Origin of the sequence: Microtetraspora glauca (assembly GCF_040656155.1) — a bacterium.
In the GTDB taxonomy this organism is placed as follows: Bacteria; Actinomycetota; Actinomycetes; order Streptosporangiales; family Streptosporangiaceae; genus Microtetraspora; species Microtetraspora glauca.
Genome location: NZ_JBFALK010000032.1, coordinates 1 through 18,021 on the forward strand (window position 1 = coordinate 1; position 18,021 = coordinate 18,021).

An 18,021-nucleotide genomic window follows, 5' to 3' on the forward strand; every position below is an offset into this window, starting at 1 on the left:
CCCACACCGACACAAGCGCGGCCTCCTCCGGTCCCGCCGATCACGGCAACCGCATCGGTGTGTTTGACGCGTGCGGCGCCGGTGGCGGCGACCTCGGCCCCAATGCGAGCGTCAGAGATCCCCTCGGGGGTAGCGACGCCCCTGGCTCCGAGGCGAGTGCCCGCAGTCCCTTCGACAACGGCGGCGACGTCTGCACCCCCGAGCCCCGCGACAGCGAGCCTGACGCGGGTCCGCCCGGCCCTGACTCCGGCCCCGATCCTGATCCTGATCCTGATCCCGATCCTGATCCTGATCCTGATCCTGATCCCGATCCTGGTCCTGGTCCTGGCCCTGGCGATGGTCCTGGCGATGGTGGCCCCGCCGGTCCCGCCCCGGGGTCCGATCCCGACCCCGATCCTGGTCCTGGTGGTCCCGCCGGTCCCGCCCCAGGGTCCGGTCCCGACACTGGCCCCGGCTCTGGGGACGAGTCCAACGCTGCCCCTGCTTCTGGGACCGGTAACAGCAACCTGCAGACGGGCCTGGCAGGCGCGGGCACCATGACAGGAAGCACGGAGAACGAGAACGGGACTGCGGTCGGCGTAGCCGGCGCGGTCGGGGTGGTCGGGTTCGCGGCCGGTGAGCTACGGGTCCAGGTCTCCACCCTGATGCACCTGGACGACCTGCCCGCCGAACTCGCCGGATGGGGACCCATCCACGCCCAACTCGCACGCCGACTCGCCAAACGACAGATCGGCGGCGAGTGGCGGTTCGCCATCTGCGACGAACAGGGCCAACTCCTGCACGCCGGGATCACCCGACGCCGCCCCACAGGATGGCCCCGCCACCCCACACCCGCCCCTGCGCCCCGCTCGGCCGATCCAGCACCCACCCCTCCATCCCATCCGGCCGGACCGGGCACCTCTTCCGCATCTCGCCCGGCTGATCCAGCGGCCACGCCTCCATTCCCTCTGGCTGATCCACCGTTCCCGCCTCTATTCCGTCCGGCTGATCCGGGTCCTGCTTCTGCTTCCTGCCCGACTGCCAACCGCGAGCGGGAGTCCGATCCTGTTTCGGCTTCCAGCCCTCCGGCCGTGGGTGGTCGTTCAGGGGCGATCGGGAGAAGGGCGGTCCCTGCCCGCGAGCCGGACACCGAACCGGAAACGGATCCTCGCGGGAGATCCGCATCGACTCGCCGACGCGGGATCGTCGAGCTCCAGCTCCCGCTGTCGCTCCTGCGCGAGCTGCACGCCGACATCTACGCCCAGGGCGGCTGGGCCGGTGTCATCGCCGACATCATGCGCCAATACGACGAGGCCGCAAACCACACGGCCGAGCGGAGCAGGGGAGACGGCCATCCCTGGACGGGGCCGACCACGACCGCCGCCCGCAGCGTTCCTCGTGGCCCTGAACCACGCTGTACGGGCCCCACCACCACGCACAGCATGACGCCAGGCGCCACGGCGTCAGGCAGTACGGCGTCGGGCGGCATGACGTGGGGCAGCGCTGAGAACGGCGGCGGTGGAGCTGACGGGGTGGGAGCCGACAGCGCTGGGGGTAACGGCGCTGGAGGTAACGGCGCTGGAGGTAACGGCGCTGGGGGTAACGGCGCTGGCGGTGACGCGGTTGGTGCTGATCTGGCCAGAATGGTCAGCGCCGGGGACGATGCTGGAGGCTCGGCCGCCGGAGGCCGAACACCTCTCGGGGATGAGCGGCGGCGGTTCCCCACAGCCGGGCTGCGGCGACGGATCGAGATCCGCGACAGGGTCTGCTCCCATCCCGGATGCCGTGCACCAGCCGCCCGGTCGGAGATGGACCACACCCGCCAGTACGCCCACGGCGGCCCCACCACCGAACACAACCTCGCCACCGCGTGCGCGCACGACCACGACCTGCGCGACAACGGCTGGCAGGTCATCCAGACCAGCCCCGGACATGTGACCTGGATCAGCCGGACCGGCCACCGCTACCCGGCCGAGCCGCCGCCGATCATCGAACCCATGCCCGAACCCTTCGCCCCCAACGGCTGGACCGGCCCCAACGAGCGCGGAGCGGCCAACACCCACCCGGCGAGCGGGCCCAAGGCGTGCGGATGCGAGGTACGTGCCACAGCAAACGGGGCCCAGACATGCGGTTCCGAGACATACGGTTCCGAGGCAGGCGGTTCCGAGACAAGAGCACCCAAGGCAAGCGCGTCCACAGCGAGTAGGCCCAAGCCCGGCTCGTCCACAGCGAGCGGGGTCGAGCCCGGTTCGTTCACAGTGGGCGGGGTCGAGCCCGGCTCGTTCACAGCGAGCGAGCCCGAGACAGGCGAGCCTGAGACAAGAGGACCCGAGGCAGACGTGCCCACGGCGGGTGGGTCACAGGCGGGTGCATCCACGACGGATGGCAGCGGTGTGGGGGGACGGGTGGTCGGCACGCCAGACCTCTCAACCGCTGGCCATGACGGGGACGACGGGGACAGTGAGGGCGGCCGCCAGGTCGGCAGGGAGGTGGGCAGCGGGATCGGGGGCGAGGTCGGCGGCGGAGGCGGCAGCGGGATCGGCGGCGAGGTCGGCGGCGGAGGCGGAATTGGAGTCGGCGGCGGAGGCGGCAGAGAGATCGTGAGCGGGATCGGAGGCGGAGGCGGAATTGGAGTCGGCGGCGGAGGCGGCAGAGAGATCGTGAGCGGGATCGGAGGCGAAAGCGGAGCACACGGGCTTGCGGTCAGCGGGTACGGCGCGGGCAGCATCACCGACCCCGCCAATGACGAGCTCCCGTTCCTGCCGACAGGGAACTACGAACCCGCCTGGTGGGAAGAACCCACACTCACGCCGAGTCCAGCGGAACCCGAGAGCGCCTCTTGCCCGCCATCGGATCCGGCCGACGACATCCCGCCCTTCTGAGATCTGCGCTCCGTGGGATCTGTGGTTGTGGGATCCGCGCGCTGGAGCGCTGGGCCATCTCGACGAGCTGACTGCACCCGCCCTGGTCGTTCTGACCGCGATGAGCTTCGTTCTTGTGCTACGCGCTCGATGATCCGCCGCAGGTGAATGCAGCGAGCGCAGATAGATGGCAGCGAACGCAGATACACGTAGCGGGCACAAAGGATGCAGCCGACACAGAGGATGCAGCGGACAACAGGCCGCGGGGGGAAACGGCTAGTCGCGGGTGAAACGACGCAGGGCGCCGCGCAGCCGGTCCAGGAGCAGGGGTTGCGTACGCGCCGGGTAGGTGTTGCCGGTGTCGCGTGCCTGGCGCAGCACTGTGAGGGCCTCCGCGGCTTCCGGGCGCTTTCCGGGCGTCTCGTCGCGCATCCGGCGCAGCAAGTCCATGATCTCGGGGGCGACGCCCGTGGCGGCGGTCTCGATGTCCGTACCCGGGGTGGGCAACTGCCCCGTGAGCAGTTGGAAGGCGATGATTCCGGCGGCGTACACGTCGGACGCGGCGGTCATGCGATCCGGCCTGAGCCGGCATTCAGGGGCCACGTAGTGCGTGTCCAGGACGTTGGGCAGCTCGTTGGCGACGGTGTGCTTGCGCGGTCCGGGTTTGGCGTAGTCGAAACCGGTGAGCACCGCCTGACCGCTGTCGGTGACGAGGACGCAGGCGGGGCTGAGCGCGCGATGGATGACCTGGTTGGCATGGACGTGGGCGAGTCCGCTCAGGATGTCGTCCACCATGTCGAGCCGGGCGGCGGTGGCGGGCATCCGTCCGGCGAGGCGCAGGTGCAGCGCCTGCCCGTGTACGTCGTCGAGGACCAGGACGAAGCGGCTCTCGTCGTCGATGGCGAAGAAGTCCCGCGAACGCGCCACGCACGGGTGCGCGGGGATCTTGGCGAGGGCCTGGTAGGCGTTGGCGATCCGCCGCTGCTCGGCCACGCGCTGGTCCCGGTCGGCGAGCGGGTCCGCCTGGTACACCCGCAGCAGGACGGTCTCGCTGGCCGGGGCGGTGGCGTTGACGGCGCGGTATTCGGTGACCCGGTTGTCCCCGCCCAGCTGCTCCTCGACCTTCCAGTTGCCGAACCTGGGCGGCGCGGTCGAGCGGCGTACGGTGCCGTTGAGGGCTTCGATGAGCGCCGTGCGGTACGGCGTGGCGTCCGGGCTGCAGCCCTGCCTGACCCGGGAGGCGTCGCCCAGCATCCCGATGAGGCCGGTGAGGTTGGTGACGTGCCGGGCGTCACGGCCGCTGGGGTCGACGAGGACGGCGTCGGGCGCGGTCAGCACCACCACGCTGTCGACGTAGACGCGGTCGAGGCCCCGGTGGATGTCGAGGAGCACGCCCTTGAGGGCGCGGGCCGTACCGCGGAGCTTGGCCACGGGAGAGCCGAACGCCTCTCCGCCCCGCTGCGGGAACCAGCGCGTACCGGAAACCTCGAACCGGCCGCGGGCGCCCTTGACGTCGATCACGCAGAGCGAGTGCCCGGTGATCACGATCACGTCGACCTCGAACAGGTCGCCGCCGCGCGGCACCTCGATGTTGTGGAGCAGTAGCCAGTCGTGTGGGGCATTGTCCCGCAGATGGGCGATGACCCTTCGCTCGGCGTCATTGACGGGGCTTCCGCCACCGACGATCTGAGCCATCTCCCCGTGCCGCCTTTCTCACCCACATTCCCGAACGTCATCCTTCTGGATACCGGTGCTCACGCGCCAGGTCGGATCGAGACTTCATGATCCGGGCTCGGTGACCACAGCCGGGTGTCGTGGGTCTTCGACGCGGACGACGATGTCGGCGACCTGTGACGGTCTCGCTTCGTGTTCATACCGAGTGTAAGCGGGTAGTCGCCAACGGTGTTCGCCGAGGGTGCGTCGAGCGAGTGCCGCCTCGGAAAGCCAGAGGTGTACGACAAGATCGAACGGCAGGTCGCGGCCGAGCAGCAGGGTCCCGTCCAGCAGCAATACCGCGCCCGGCGGCAGAGTGACGTAGGGGGCGCGGGTCGCCCTGTCCCGGGCGCTGTCCCAGAGGGCGGGCAGTACTCTGCCGGTCCCGCCGGGTTCGAGCGGCCCGAGGACCTCGCGGATCAGCGCTCCGGTGTCCAGCCAGTCGGTGTAGAACGCGTCGGGGTCGCTGCGGCCGAACTCCAGGCGGAGCGAGGCCGGGCGGAGGAAGTCGGACGCCGAGACCCGCAGCACCTCCCGTCCGCGCAGGCGGAGCGGGTCCACCAGGTCGTCGGCCAGTCGTCCCGGGTCGGTGGCCGGCGCGCCGTCGAGCGCGACGCGCACCCAGGACGGCCTCGGAGCCGAGGCGATCCGGTCGGCGAGCTCCTCGACCAGCAGCGGAGGAGACACGGGGCGTGCGCGCACACCTCCACCGTACTGATCTCGGGGGACGGCCCGCGCACGCCATTCCCGGTTTGGTTCCACGTGAAACATGCCATCTGGGTGAAACGGGCCATCTGCACCAAGCCGGGCTCGTGATGGGCCGCGCGGCGCGGGTCCGGGGGCGGCCGTCAGAGGGTGATGAAGGTCAGCCCCCGGCTCTGGAGCGCGGGGATGACGTTCGACAGGGCGCGCAGGGTCTCGGCGCGGTCGCCGCCCCCGTCGTGGCACAGCAGGATGCTGCCGGGCTTGGCGCGCAGCAGGTCCGTCTCGATGGCTGAGGCGCCGGGACGGGACCAGTCCCTGGGATCGATGTCCCAGTCGAGCGGTTGCATCCCGTTGCTCGCGATGGTGTCGAGCACGGCAGGCGACCAGGACCCCCCGGGCGCGCGGAACAGCCGCGTGGTGACGCCGGTGGTGTTCCAGATCTCGCGGTGGGCGCCGGCGACCTCGGAGCTCATGCGTTCGGACGACAGCCCGGCGAAGGGCTGCGGGTGGCTCATCGTGTGGTTGCAGATGGCGTGCCCCGCGGCCGCGACCCGTTTCGCGAGATCGGGATGCTCGCGAACCGCGTCGCCGATCACGCAGAAGGTGGCCACCACGTGGTGCTGGGCCAAAAGGTCGAGGACGCGCGGCGTCCACTCCGGGTCGGGCCCGTCGTCGATGGTCAGGGCGATGGCGTTCGGCGGCGCCGCCGGGTTGAGTTCGCTGATCTGGTGGATGGGCTTTCGGGTCGGAACCGCGACCGGCTGGAACACCGGGCTGGGCGAAGGACTGGGTGAGGGGCTGGGCGAGCGGCTGGGGGTGCGGTTCGCGCCGCGTGTCCGGGACGCGTCCGCGACGGGACGCGACCCCGGCGCCGATGTGTCCGCGCAGGCCGCCAGCGTCCCTTGGACGGCGACCAGAACCCCGAGGTAGATGGCCCGGCGTCTCCCCATTTCGTCCATGCCGTCCTCTTTTCCGGTGAGGGGTCAGCTCAGAACCAAGGCCGTGCCACTTCTCTGGAGTCCTTCGAACGTGGGGCTCCTTCGGGCGTGAGGTTCCTCCGGGCGCGTCGAGGTCGCTGGGCGCCGCGAGCCCCTGAAGCGTGTCCGTGACGAAGCTCCGGTGAACTCCTCAGAAGAAAAGGGGGAGATACGCGTCTTTGTCCCCCTATCGTTGTCGCCGCGAAATGGGACATGACAATGTCGCTCGATGCCGCATGGGGGAGAACATATGGACCTGTGCGCGGCCGGTGAGGGCTTTACTGTTCAAACGCACGCCCCGGGCCGGATGTGTACCTCGTCGTCGTGTTCGTCGATCGGCCTGACGGTCCACGCCCGTTCGGGAATGGCGGTGCCGTGGGCGGTGACGTACGGCTCGATCTCCAGGATCGTCCGGCCGCTCTCGGGGGTCGCGTGGCCCGCAGCGTTATGCCGGGGAAGAGATGGGAATGCGGAACCGCGATCTCGCCCGGTATGCGGGGTTCGGCCCTCCGTTCAGAATCCGTGCGCGTCGTACGTATCCCCGAGACGCCCAATTTCCACCTGGTTGTACGGGTGGATTTCTCCGCCGGAAAATAAGATCATTTATCGGGCTGGAACCTGAGGCCGCGGAATCTGAGGAGAGGATCGCCAGGGTGGATGCCGAACGGGTTCCGTTCGAGGAGTTGGCCGACGCCCTCATCGAGGCGCTCGAAGACGCCTCCGCCGCTTTGAGCCGCGTCCTTGAGACCGGAGGATGGCCGCAGAAGGTGCTGGCGAACCGCAAGGTCGCCGACCAGGGAACCGTGTCGAAGTGGCTCAGCGGCGGCGAACAGCTGTCCAAGGGCAACAAGCTGCCCGGCGCCGACGTGATGCACAAGATCATCAAGGCGCTCGACCTGTCCAGCGCCCAGGCCGAGGAGCTCCTCGCCCTGGGGCGCCGCATCGACGCGCTGCGGGAGCGGATGCAGGCCATGGAACGGGCCTGGCGGATCCGGGCGAGCAACCGCTACGCCGCACGGGCGCGGGAGTCCGCCTTCGCGATGGGACCGGCGGGCACGGCGCGAGGCGTCACCGGCGAGGAGCGGGCGGCCCCTTGGCGGAAGAAGGCCGTGCTCTTCGGCGCGAGCGGCGCGGCGGCGATCGCGGTGAGCTGGGTGATCTGGCAGTTGTGGCCGCCCACGGGAAAGCCGTCCGTCCCCACGGCGCTGTCCGGTGCGGCGGTGTCCGTGATCGCGAGCCCGACGTCGGCGCCCCCCGACGTGGTCCCGGAGTACGGCATGCACCTGGTGACCAAGAGCATGGCCGTACGCCTTCCGTCGCGCTCCTGGACCCAGAACGCCTCGGGCGACATCGAGATCTGGGAGAACAAGACCTGCCCGCCGGGCGTCGCCGCGTACTGGGTCGCCCTGCGGCCGAAGGGCGAGACGGTGCGGTTCGCCTGCAACTCCTGGCAGTACCACAAATGGACCGGAGTCCCGGCCGGGACCCATTTTCTAGACGCGTGGAAGGCGGACGACGGCCTGGCCATCACCGGGGAGAGCGTGGTGCGGTCCAGCGTGCCGATCATCGAGCATCCCAAGTCGCCCGCGCCGTCACCCTGACGGGAGGTAAACCCGCGAACGCGGGGGAACGACCTCCCCGAGACGACGGGGGGTCGGGCGATGAGACTTGCGGGTGCCCGTGTAATGATCACCGGCGCGTCCTCGGGCATCGGGGCCGCGACCGCGCGGGCGATGGCCGTGGCCGGGGCCGACCTCGTGCTCTCCGGTCGTGACCGGGAGCGGCTCGACGCCGTCGCGGCGGAGAGCGGAGGGCTGGCCGTCAGGGGCGACCTCACGACGGACATCACGGCCCTGGTCGAGCGCGCGGGCCCCGTGGACGTCCTGGTCGCCAACGCGGGATGCGGGTGGGCCGGGCCGCTCACGGCGATGCCGGACGGCACCGCCGAGCAGCTGATCGCGGCCAACCTGACCGCCCCGATCAGGCTGACCCGGCTGCTGCTGCCCGCCATGGTCGAGCGCGGCCGGGGGCACCTCGTCTTCGTGGCCTCGATCGCGGGAGCGGTCGGCGTACGCGACGAGGCGGTCTACGCCGCGACCAAGGCGGGGCTGATCGCCTTCGCCGAGAGCCTGCGGTACGAACTGCGCCGGGTCGGCGTCTCCGTCGTGCTGCCGGGCGTGGTGGACACGCCGTTCTTCGCGCGGCGCGGCGCGGCCTACACCCGGCGGTGGCCCACGCCGATCCCGGCGGAGCGGGTCGCCAGGGCCATCGTGGCCGCCGTCGAGCACGGCCGTCCCGAGTCGTTCGCTCCGGCCTGGCTGCGGGTGCCCGCCCGGCTGAAGGGCGCCGCTCCCGGCCCGTTCCGGGCACTGGCCGACGTCTTCGGCACGCCGGTCAGTCGCCGCGCACGGCCCGGAGCGACTCCTTGAGCGAGGAGAGCGTGGCGAACACGGCGGTGGGTTCGTAGCCGCAGTGGGCCATGCAGTTCGCGCAACGGGGATCGCGTCCCCGGCCGTAGGACTCCCAGTCGGTGTCCTCGACCAGCTCCCGGTAGGTCGCCGCGTACCCGTCGGACATGAGGTAGCAGGGGCGCTGCCAGCCGAACAGCGAGTACGACGGGATGGCCCACGCCGTGCATGGGAAGTCGACCTTGCCCTCGAGGAAGTCGAGGAACAGGGGCGTGTGGTTGAACCGCCACCGCCGCCGGTTCCCGCCGGAGAACGCCTTGCGGAACAGCTCCCTGGTCTCCCGTACGCCGAGGAAGTGGTCCTGGTCGGGCGCCTTCTCGTACGCGTACCCGGGCGAGATCATCATCTCGTCGACCTTGAGGTCGTCGTTGAGGTAGTTGAGCACGTCGATGACGGTCTGCGGGCTGTCGGTGTTGAAGAACGTGGTGTTCGTGGTGATCCGGAACCCGCGGCGCCTGCATTCCCGCACCGCGGCGACGGCCTCGTCGAACACGCCCTCCTTGCACACCGACGCGTCGTGCCGCTCGCGCATCCCGTCGAGGTGGACCGTCCAGGCGAAGTACCGCGACGGCTCGAACTGGTCGATCTTCTTGGGGATCAGCAGCGCGTTGGTGCAGAGGAACACGTACGTCTTCCTGGCGACGAGCTCCCGCACCATCTCCGCGATCTGCGGGTGCATGAGGGGCTCGCCGCCGGCGATCGACACCATGGGGGCCCCGCACTCCTCGACGGCGGCGATGGCCTGCTCGACCGGCATGCGCCGCTTGAGCACGTCGGCGGGATGCTGGATCTTGCCGCAGCCCGCGCATTTCAGGTTGCAGGCGAACAGCGGCTCCAACTCCACCAGGAGCGGGAACTTGGCCCGCCCCCGCAGCCTCTGGCGGAGGATGTAGCCGCCGATGCGCAGGGCTTGGCGAACCGGCATCGTCATCTCGATCGCACCTCCTTGGGCAACGTGAACTGGATGGTCTCCTCGGCCACCCTGCGCTCCTCGACGGTCACCGGCCCGAGCCCGCCGAGGGCGGCCACGACCGCGTCCACCAGGGCGGGCGGGGCGGAGGCGCCGGCGGTCAGCCCGACCGCGCGGGCGTCCGCGAGCCAGTCCAGGGCGATGTCTCCGGGGCCGTCGATCAGGTGGGCGGGGGCGGCGCGGCCCGCGACCTCGGCCAGCCGCCGCGAGTTGGACGAGTTGGCCGAGCCGACGACGAGCACCAGGTCGGACTCCTCGGCCACCTCGCGTACGGCGTGCTGCCGGTTGGTGGTGGCGTAGCAGATGTCGTCCTTCTGGGGGCCCTCGGCGTCGGCGAACCGGTCACGGATCGCGGCGGCGATGTCGGCCGCCTCGTCCACGGCGAGGGTGGTCTGCGTCAGGTAGGACACCCGCCGGCCGTCGGGGAGCGCCGCCACGTCGTCCACGTCCTCGACGAGGACGACGGAGTCCGGGATCTCGCCGAGGGTGCCCTCGATCTCCTCGTGCCCGGCGTGCCCGATCAGCGCCACCAGGTCGCCGCGGGCGGCGAACCTGCGCGCCTCGGCGTGCACCTTCGTGACCAGCGGGCAGGTCGCGTCGATCACCCGCAGGCCGCGCCGCGCGGCCTCGTCGCGTACGCCGGGGGACACGCCGTGCGCGGAGAAGACCGTGACGACCCCCTCGGGCACCTCGTCGAGTTCGTCGACGAAGACGGCCCCGCGCTCCTCCAGCTCGCGTACGACGTGCAGATTGTGCACGATCTGCTTGCGCACGTAGACCGGGGGACCGTACCGGTCCAGGGCGCGCTCGACGATCTCGATGGCCCGCTCGACCCCGGCGCAGAACGACCGGGGCGCGGCGAACAGCACCAGGCGCGGTCCGCCGGCCGCCGCCCAGCGGGTCAGCGGCGGGCCGACCTGGCGCAGGGTGCGGCAGGCCAGGACGCCGCCGCGGATGGTCGCCGGGCGCAGCAGCGGGACTTCGGGGGTATCGACGATGACCCGCACGGCGGCGAAGGGCCGGCCCGCCGCGGCGGCCGCCACCGGCCCCGACTCCATGTCGACGGCCAGCGCCCCCTCGTCCGCCAGCCGCCTGCGCTCCGCGCCCGTCACTATGTGATCGGAGGTGACCAGCGGCCCGACGCGTACGGGCAGGCCCGCGCGGGCCAGTTCCCCGGCGAGGAGCGGCGCGGACGGGCAGGGCAGGGTCCGGCCGCCGAACCGGACCTCGCTCGCCACCACCACGTCGCCGGGCCGCAGCCCGCCGCCGAGGGCGCCGCCGAAACCGGTCACGGCCAGCGCTCCGGCCTTGCCCAGGCGCTCCTCGGCGCGGGCGGCGTGGCCGGGTCCCATCCCGGTCCTGATCACCTCCACGCCGCCGGCCGAGGACGGGATGCCGTCACGTACGGCTCTCGCCTCGATGCCCAGGGCGGTGCAGATCAGCAGATCGGTCACGGCGAAGCCCCCTCGTCACCGGCCCGCACGTAACGCCCCAGCGCGCTGATGGGGAAGACGAGCCGGTAAAGGTGGTAGTTGATGTAGAAATCGCCGGGGAAGCCGGTGCCCGTGAAGTAGGGCTCGTCCCATGTGCCGTCCGGACGCTGCTCGCCGACCAGCCACGCCACGCCGCGCTCCACCGCCGGTGAACGGATCTCCCCGGCGGCGAGCAGGGCCAGGAGCGCCCACGCGGTCTGCGAGGCCGTGGAGCGCCCCCGGCCGATCCAGGCGGGGTCGCGATACGAGCGCAGGTCCTCTCCCCAGCCGCCGTCGTCGTTCTGGTGCGCCTCCAGCCACGAGACCGCCCGCCGTACGCAGGGGGCGGTGGGGCGCACCCCGGCCGCGACGAGCGCGGGCACCACGGCGCCGGTGCCGTACACGTGGTTGGCCCCCCAGCGGCCGAACCACGACCCGTCCGCCTCCTGGGCCCTCAGCAGCCAGACGACGGCCCGCCGTACGACGTCGGAGGCGGGCTCCTCGACCGCGAGAGCCTCGACGACGTGCGCGGTGACGTCGGCGGACGGCGGGTCGATGACCGCGCCGAAGTCGCAGAACGGCAGGCGTGTGCACAGTTCGCGGGTGTTGTCCGCGTCGAAGGAGCCGAAGCCGCCGTCCCGCGACACCATGCCGTCGACCCAGCGGAGGGCGCGGTCGATGGCGGGGCGGGCGTCCGGATGCTTCACCCGGCGCAGGGCCAGGATCGCCTCGGCCGTGTCGTCGATGTCGGGGTAGCCGTCGTTGTCGAACTCGAACGCCCATCCGCCGGGCGCGAGCGACGGCCGCCGAACGCTCCAGTCGCCCGGCCCCTTGACCTCCTCGCCGAGCACCCAGTCGGCCGCGTTGACCAGCGCCGGATGGTCGCCGGACAGGCCCGCGTCGAGCAGGGCGTTGACCGCGAGAACGGTGTCCCACACCGGGGACTGGCACGCCTCCAGCCTGCGGCCCCGCTCGTCCCTGATGGTGAACCTGTCCAGGCCGTCGAGGCCCTTGCGCATGACGGGGTGGTCCAGGCGGTAGCCGCACAGGTCGAGGGCGATCAGCGAGTACACCCACGGGGGCTGGATGCCGCCCCACGATCCGTCCAGCTCCTGCCGCGTCACGATCCATTCGGCCGCGCGCCGGATCGCCGCCCGCCGCAGCCCCGGGATCGGATGCCTCTGGTACCGGTGCAGCAGTCGGTCCAGCGTGAGGAAGAAGCCGTCCCAGCCGCCGCGTACGGCACGCGGGGAGGGCCGTCCGGTCCGCAGCTCGGCCAGGCCGAACGGCAGCGGCCGCACCGGGCGCCGCGCGCTCACGATGGTGAGCGGCACGATCGTCTGCCGGGCCCAGCACGCGAAGTCGTAGACGTTGAGCGGGAACCACGGCGGCAGGAAGATCATCTCAGGCGGGAGGACGGGCAGGTCCTTCCACGGCCACTGGCCGAACAGCGCCAGCCAGATGCGGGTGAACACCCGGGACGCCTCGATCCCGCCGGAGTCCCGGACGAACCCGGCCGCGGCCCGCATGTGCGCCGCGTCGACCGGGTCCCCGGCCAGCCGCAGCGCCGCGTACGCCTCGATGGTGGTGGACAGGTCGCCCGGTCCCGCGTGGAAGTTGGCCCAGGTGCCGTCGTCGCGCTGCTGGGAGCGGATCCAGCGGGCCGCCTCCGCCGTCTCCTCCTCCGTGCGTACGCCGAGGAACTGCCGCAGCAGCAGGTCCTCGGCGTCCATGGTGACGTTCGTCTGCAACTCGGCCTTCCACCACCCCTCGGGCGTCTGGAGGCCGAGCAGGTGATCGCAGGCCGCGTCGAGGGCGAGCGCGGCGGAACTGGGAGCGGCGACTGTCGTCATGTCAGTGTCCCCGGGACGTCAGGAAGTGGGCGATGTCGAGGAACTCGGCGCGGACCGCCGAGGGCATGTCGGCGTCGGCGAGGTGGCGTTCCGCCGCGTCGAGCCGGTGCTTGGCCTCGGTCTCGGCCCAGGACCGGCCGCCCGCCTCCTCGACCAGCGCGGCGGCGGCGCGCAGGTCGGCCTCCGACAGGGGTTCCGTGCCGGCCATCAGGGCGGCGAGCCGTTCGCCCGCCCGGGTGCCGCTGGTGAGCGCGGCGACGATCGGCAGGGACTTCTTGCGGGCCCGCAGGTCCGACAACACCGGCTTGCCGGTCGCGGCCGGGCTGCCCCAGATGCCCAGCAGGTCGTCGGCGAGCTGGAACGCGAGTCCCGCCTCGGCTCCGAAGGCGGCCAGCGCCGCGATGAGCGCGTCGGGGCCGTCCACCGCCATGGCTCCGATCGAGCAGGCGCAGGCCAGCAGCGCGCCGGTCTTCTGGGTGGACATCTGCCGGCACTCGTCCAGGCTCACGTCGGAGCGCCGCTCGAACTCCAGGTCCAGCGCCTGCCCGGCGATCAGCCGCCGGGTCGCCGCGGCCAGGCAGCGGGCCGCGGGGACCCGTCCGGGGCAGCCGTCCTCGAGCAGCAGTTCCCCCGCGAGCGACAGCAGGGCGTCCCCGGCGAGGATGGCCGCCGACTGGCCGAAGACGGTCCACGCCGCGGGCCGGTGCCGCCGCATCCGGTCCCCGTCCATGATGTCGTCGTGGAGCAGCGAGAACGCGTGCACGAGCTCGACCGCCGCGGCCGCCGTCAGCGACTGCTCCGCGCCCGCCGCCCTGGCCGACAGGACGGCGAGCGCCGGCCGCAGGGCCTTGCCTCCCGGTGTGACGGGCCGCCCCTCCGGGTCGGCCCAGCCGAGGTGGTAGGCGGCGACGCGCTCCGTGATGGGGTCGAGCCTGGCCACGGCGTCGCGCAGCACCGGCTCCACCAGCCCGCGGGCGGCCACGACGGTCGGTGGGATGACCGCCCTCACCGGGCCGCCTCCGCGTTGGGACTCCACGTGGTGGGATCCCCCGTGTCCAGATGACGCCTGGCCAATCTGGCCGCGTTGAGTCCGCTGCGCACGGCCGCCTCCATGGTGTCGGGCCAGCCCGTGTCGGTCCACGCGCCGGCGAGAAACAGTCCGGGCCACCGGGTGGCGGCCTCGGGGCGGAGCGCGCCGCTGCCAGGACCCTGGCGGAAGGTGGCGCGACGTTCCCTGGTGACGAAGAAGTCCGTGACCCGGGCACGTCGCGCGCCGGGGAAGAGCCGTTCCAGCGCTGGGACGAACACGGCCCGCGCCCGCGCGGTGGGTGTGTCGATCCAGCGGTCGGCGGCCGAGACAGAGACCGCGAGGTACTGGCCGTCGCGCAGCCCGGCGACCCGCGTCTTGTCGAACACCCACTGCACCGGCGACCCCACGACCGCGGCGAACGGCAGGTCGGTGACCTTCCGGTCGTAGACGACGTGCACGTTCACGATCGGGCTGGCGGACAGGCCGTTCCAGCGCTCCCGGTCCGGCGCCGCGTCCATCGGGACGAGCCCCGCGGCCTGCTCGTGCGGCGTGGCGACGATGACCGCCGACGCCTTCACCCGCGTGCCGTCCACGACGATCACCGGTCCCGGCTCGATCGCCGTGACCTTGGCGGACAGCCGTACGGCACCGCCGTGGCGGGCGATGGCGGCCTGCGCGGCCGTGCCGTGCAGCTCGCCGAGCGGCACGGTGGGCACGCCGATGTCGGCGGCGTCCGCCCGGCCGAACAGGGCGGTCTGGAACACCATCGCGGCCGGGCCGAGCGCCGCGTCCCCGGCGCACACGTTCAGCGCGGCGACCGCGAACAGCTCCCACAGGACGCGCCGCGCGGCGTCGCCCTGACCGTGCGCGGCCAGCCAGGTCGCGAGGTCCACCCGGTCGAGCGCGGGGTCGGCCGGGTCGAGCCGGCGCAGGGCGAGCGAGCCCCGCATCGCGCGCAGCCGGTCGGCCGGCGCGAGCAGCGGGTACCGCGCCAGCGCCGGCATGAGGTGGAACGGCCCGGGGAGCGCGGACCGCCGCAGCCGCGCCGACCGCCCGTCCGGGGTGAGCACCCGCACGTCGAACCGGTCCTGCACGTCCACCTGGGACGCGCCGCCGAGCCGGTCGAGCAGCCCGCGGTAGGCCGTGCAGCAGCGCAGGAACACGTGCTGCCCGTTGTCGACCACGAGGCCGTTGCGCACGAACGAGTGGGTGGCGCCGCCCAGCCTCGGGCGCGCCTCGTACAGCGTCGCCGGGTGGCCCGCCTCCCCGAGCGCCACGGCGGCGGCGATGCCCGCGAGACCGCCGCCGATGATCGCTACCGGAGCCCCCGTCATCGGCCCGCCCCCGCGAGCGCGCGCGCCGCCACCATGGCCTTCGCCCAGGGCGGCAGCGATAAGCGGGCGGACAGCGCCACGGCCGGATCCGCCGCGATGCGGTCGAGCAGGCACCGGTAGATGCCGGCCATCGCCGCCGTGCACGCCGCGCTGCGGGTGTCGAGCGCGGGCAGCAGGCGCATGCCGTCCGCGAACCACTCGCGGGCGCGGACGGCCTCGTATCGGATGAGCGTGGCGAGCCGGTGCGGCGGGTCGGTGAACCTGCCGGCGCCATCGAGGGAGAGCGTGCAGCCGAACCGTTCGAGGTCCTCGATCGGCAGGTAGATCCGCCCGGCCAGCCGGTCCTCCCGTACGTCCCTGAGAATGTTCGTGATCTGCAACGCCACCCCGAGGGCGTCGGCCAGCGGTGTGGCCCCCTCGGGGTCGTCGGTGCCGAAGACGCCGAGCGAGAGCCGCCCGATCGACCCGGCGACGCACCGGCAGTACGACAGCAGCTCGTCGAACCTGGCGTAGGTCGTGCCGCGTACGTCGGCGGCGCAGCCGTCGATCAGCTCGCCGAACGCGGCGATCGGCAGCGGGTAGCGCCGGGCGGCGTCGTGCAGCGCGATCAGGACGAGATCGTCGCTGTTCCCGTCCCGGATCCCCGGCGGGCCGTCCAGCGCCTCCCTGGCCACGGTCAGGCGGGCCAGCCGCTGCCCGGCCGTCCCCTCGCCGTCGGCGATGTCGTCGATCCGGCGGGCGAACGCGTACACCGCGCTCAGCGCGCGGCGTTTGGGCGTCGGCAGCAGCCGGAGGCCGTAGGAGAAGTTCCGTGCCTGTTTCCGCATGATCTGCTCGCAGTGCTGGTACGCCTCAGGGACGCCCACGGCCCAACCCCCTTCTGGCCAGGATGCGCAGCCACGCCCGCACCAGGCGCGTGCCGCGCGGCCGTACGGTCTGCCCGAGAACGTCGTGTTCGGCCTGTCTCAGCGCGGCGACCGTGGCGTGGCCCCCGGCGATGTAGCCCGCGATCGCGAGGCGGGCCAGGCCGTTCACCGAGGCGACGAGGGGGTCCCCCTCGTGGAGCAGCCGCTCGGCCCGCTCGGTCTGGAGCGCGACCACATCGCGCAACCGCCCCGGAGTGCTCGCCTCCGCGAGGTCGGCGTCGACGCAGCCGAACCGCTGGAGGTCCTCGTTGGGCAGGTAGATCCGGCCGCGCGCGTAGTCCTCGCCGACGTCCTGGCAGTGTTCGATGATCTGCAGCGCGGTGCAGATCCGGTCGGAGAGGTCGAGACGGTCGGGGGCGGCCACGCCGAACACGTGCAGCACGATGTGCCCGACCGGGTTGGCGGACAGCTCGCAGTAGTCGAGCAGTTCGTCGAACGTCTTGTACCTGGTGACGGTCTGGTCGCGTCGGTTCGCCTCGACCAGCCGGTGGAAGGGCGCGGGCGGGATGGAGCAGGCCGTGACCGTCGCTTCGAGATCGCGTACGGCGGGCAGGTACGGGGTCCGCCCGGCGTAGAGGCGGCGCAGGTCGGTCTCCACGGCGTCGAGCAGCCGCAGCGGGTCGCCGTGCCCGGGTTCGTCGCCGATGTCGTCGACGAACCGCGCGAAGCCGTACACCGCGAGGAGGTGATGGCGATGACCCCGTGGCAGCAGCCGGGAAGCGACCGGGAAGTTCTCCCGGCGCGCTTTGAGTGCGACGTCTCGTGCGTCGTCTCCCCCCGATGACATAAATTGAGGCTGTCCGTCGTGGGCGGCCATAAACGCGGACGCACAGCTCATTGGGGTTTGCCGGGCATGAGCTGGGCGAATATTTGTTATCCGGACGTGCCGCCGCATTTCTGTGAATTAACCGGCGGCTATTTGCCGAAATGGTCGTTTAAACGGGAAATCGCGAGTTCGGAGGTGTGTCTCCCGTGCGCTCAGCAGACGCCGTGGTCCCGCAGGGGCCCGACCCGCAGGCCCGCGGAACGGCAGGCGCCCACCAGCCGCGGCAGCGCGCCGAGGGCCGCACGCCAGGAGCCGGGGGCCGAGGTGTGGTCGGTGTCGTGCAGCAGGAGGGTCGCCCCGCCGCGCAGGCCGGGCGTCATGGCCGCCACCACGGAGTCCGGGCTCGCGGAGCGTGTCCAGTCCCGGCCCCACACGGTCCACAGCACCGGTCGCAGTCCATGGAGCCGGGCGGCGATCAGCGTCTCGGCGCTGAGCACGCCGTAGGGCGGCCGGTACCACCCGGGAGCCGCCCCGGTCACGGCGGCGACCAGGTCGGCGGCCCGGCCCAGCTCGGCCGCCATCCGTCCCGGCCGGGCGACCAGCGCGTTGTCGTGGTGCCAGCCGTGCACCCCGATCTCGTGGCCGCCCGCGGCGATGCGGCGGCCGAGTTCGGGATGGCGGTCGAGCATCTCGCCGAGCACGAAGAACGTCGCCCGGCAGCCGAGTCGCTCCAGCTCGGCGAGGAAGCGCGGCGTGGTCCGCGGGTCGGGTCCGTCGTCGAAGGTCAGGGCGACATGGGTGTCCGCGCCCACGCCCGCGAGGCCGGGCAGCAGGCGGCGTACGGCCGGCAGCCACGTCGCGGCGGGACCGGCGTGCAGCAGGGCCAGCCCGGCCAGACCGGCCAGGCCGCCGAGCGCCGGTCCGATGCGGCGCGTCCCGCCGTTTCCCCAGGTCACCCCGTCAAGTG

Annotated in this window: 15 protein-coding genes; 4 read left to right on the top strand and 11 right to left on the bottom strand. The window is 72.2% G+C overall.

Features of this window, described 5'->3' with window-relative positions; translation table 11 throughout:
* Window positions 1–156 precede the first annotated feature (156 nt).
* Both AB0I59_RS38550 and AB0I59_RS38555 read left to right on the top strand, forming a co-directional pair.
* Window positions 157–540 carry a hypothetical protein gene (locus AB0I59_RS38550; RefSeq protein ID WP_358141264.1) on the top strand — a complete coding sequence of 128 codons (384 nt, stop codon included), beginning with the start codon at window positions 157–159 and terminating at the stop codon, window positions 538–540.
* Between the two features lie 1,082 nt (window positions 541–1,622).
* Window positions 1,623–2,861, top strand: a complete 1,239-nt coding sequence (locus AB0I59_RS38555; RefSeq protein WP_358141267.1) for an HNH endonuclease — start codon at window positions 1,623–1,625, stop codon at window positions 2,859–2,861.
* 255 nt (window positions 2,862–3,116) lie between these two features.
* On the opposite strand, the gene mads6 is transcribed toward AB0I59_RS38555, so the two are convergent.
* From mads6 to AB0I59_RS38570, 3 genes are all read right to left on the bottom strand, one after another.
* Window positions 3,117–4,535: a methylation-associated defense system protein kinase MAD6 gene (gene mads6, locus AB0I59_RS38560; RefSeq protein ID WP_061260278.1), complete on the bottom strand. Its 1,419-nt coding sequence runs from the start codon at window positions 4,533–4,535 to the stop codon at window positions 3,117–3,119.
* 84 nt (window positions 4,536–4,619) lie between these two features.
* The gene (locus AB0I59_RS38565) at window positions 4,620–5,255 is read right to left on the bottom strand and encodes a nucleoside/nucleotide kinase family protein (RefSeq protein WP_061260281.1); all 636 of its coding nucleotides are present in this window, start codon (window positions 5,253–5,255) and stop codon (window positions 4,620–4,622) included.
* A gap of 146 nt (window positions 5,256–5,401) precedes the next feature.
* Window positions 5,402–6,217: a polysaccharide deacetylase family protein gene (locus AB0I59_RS38570; protein WP_358141271.1), complete on the bottom strand. Its 816-nt coding sequence runs from the start codon at window positions 6,215–6,217 to the stop codon at window positions 5,402–5,404.
* A 671-nt stretch (window positions 6,218–6,888) separates the two neighbouring features.
* On the opposite strand from AB0I59_RS38570, the gene AB0I59_RS38575 reads away from it, so the two are divergent.
* Both AB0I59_RS38575 and AB0I59_RS38580 read left to right on the top strand, forming a co-directional pair.
* Window positions 6,889–7,836, top strand: coding sequence for a hypothetical protein (locus AB0I59_RS38575; RefSeq protein WP_061260285.1), 948 nt, complete (start codon window positions 6,889–6,891; stop codon window positions 7,834–7,836).
* Between the two features lie 84 nt (window positions 7,837–7,920).
* Window positions 7,921–8,664 (top strand): SDR family NAD(P)-dependent oxidoreductase, encoded by a 744-nt coding sequence (locus AB0I59_RS38580; RefSeq protein WP_358141274.1) that lies wholly within the window; start codon window positions 7,921–7,923, stop codon window positions 8,662–8,664.
* Here AB0I59_RS38580 and hpnH read toward each other — a convergent pair.
* The 8 genes from hpnH to AB0I59_RS38620 form a co-directional block, all read right to left on the bottom strand.
* Complete coding sequence (gene hpnH, locus AB0I59_RS38585; protein ID WP_228640846.1) at window positions 8,630–9,634, bottom strand: adenosyl-hopene transferase HpnH; 1,005 nt, start codon at window positions 9,632–9,634, stop codon at window positions 8,630–8,632. The two genes, AB0I59_RS38580 and hpnH, sit on opposite strands and share 35 nt — an antisense overlap.
* Window positions 9,631–11,127, bottom strand: coding sequence for a 4-hydroxy-3-methylbut-2-enyl diphosphate reductase (gene ispH / locus AB0I59_RS38590; protein ID WP_358141278.1), 1,497 nt, complete (start codon window positions 11,125–11,127; stop codon window positions 9,631–9,633). Before ispH ends, hpnH begins: the two co-directional genes overlap by 4 nt.
* Window positions 11,124–12,998, bottom strand: a complete 1,875-nt coding sequence (gene shc / locus AB0I59_RS38595; RefSeq protein ID WP_358141280.1) for a squalene--hopene cyclase — start codon at window positions 12,996–12,998, stop codon at window positions 11,124–11,126. The genes ispH and shc overlap by 4 nt, the downstream gene beginning before the upstream one ends.
* A gap of 1 nt (window position 12,999) precedes the next feature.
* On the bottom strand, window positions 13,000–14,007 hold the full coding sequence (locus AB0I59_RS38600) for a polyprenyl synthetase family protein (RefSeq protein ID WP_358141283.1): 1,008 nt from the start codon (window positions 14,005–14,007) through the stop codon (window positions 13,000–13,002).
* Window positions 14,004–15,362, bottom strand: coding sequence for a hydroxysqualene dehydroxylase HpnE (hpnE, locus tag AB0I59_RS38605; RefSeq protein ID WP_061260297.1), 1,359 nt, complete (start codon window positions 15,360–15,362; stop codon window positions 14,004–14,006). Before hpnE ends, AB0I59_RS38600 begins: the two co-directional genes overlap by 4 nt.
* Complete coding sequence (gene hpnD / locus AB0I59_RS38610; protein ID WP_358141287.1) at window positions 15,359–16,228, bottom strand: presqualene diphosphate synthase HpnD; 870 nt, start codon at window positions 16,226–16,228, stop codon at window positions 15,359–15,361. Before hpnD ends, hpnE begins: the two co-directional genes overlap by 4 nt.
* Window positions 16,215–17,075: a squalene synthase HpnC gene (hpnC, locus tag AB0I59_RS38615; protein ID WP_358141290.1), complete on the bottom strand. Its 861-nt coding sequence runs from the start codon at window positions 17,073–17,075 to the stop codon at window positions 16,215–16,217. The genes hpnD and hpnC overlap by 14 nt, the downstream gene beginning before the upstream one ends.
* 191 nt (window positions 17,076–17,266) lie before the next feature.
* Window positions 17,267–18,010: a polysaccharide deacetylase family protein gene (locus tag AB0I59_RS38620; protein WP_358141293.1), complete on the bottom strand. Its 744-nt coding sequence runs from the start codon at window positions 18,008–18,010 to the stop codon at window positions 17,267–17,269.
* Between the last annotated feature and the right edge of the window lie 11 nt (window positions 18,011–18,021).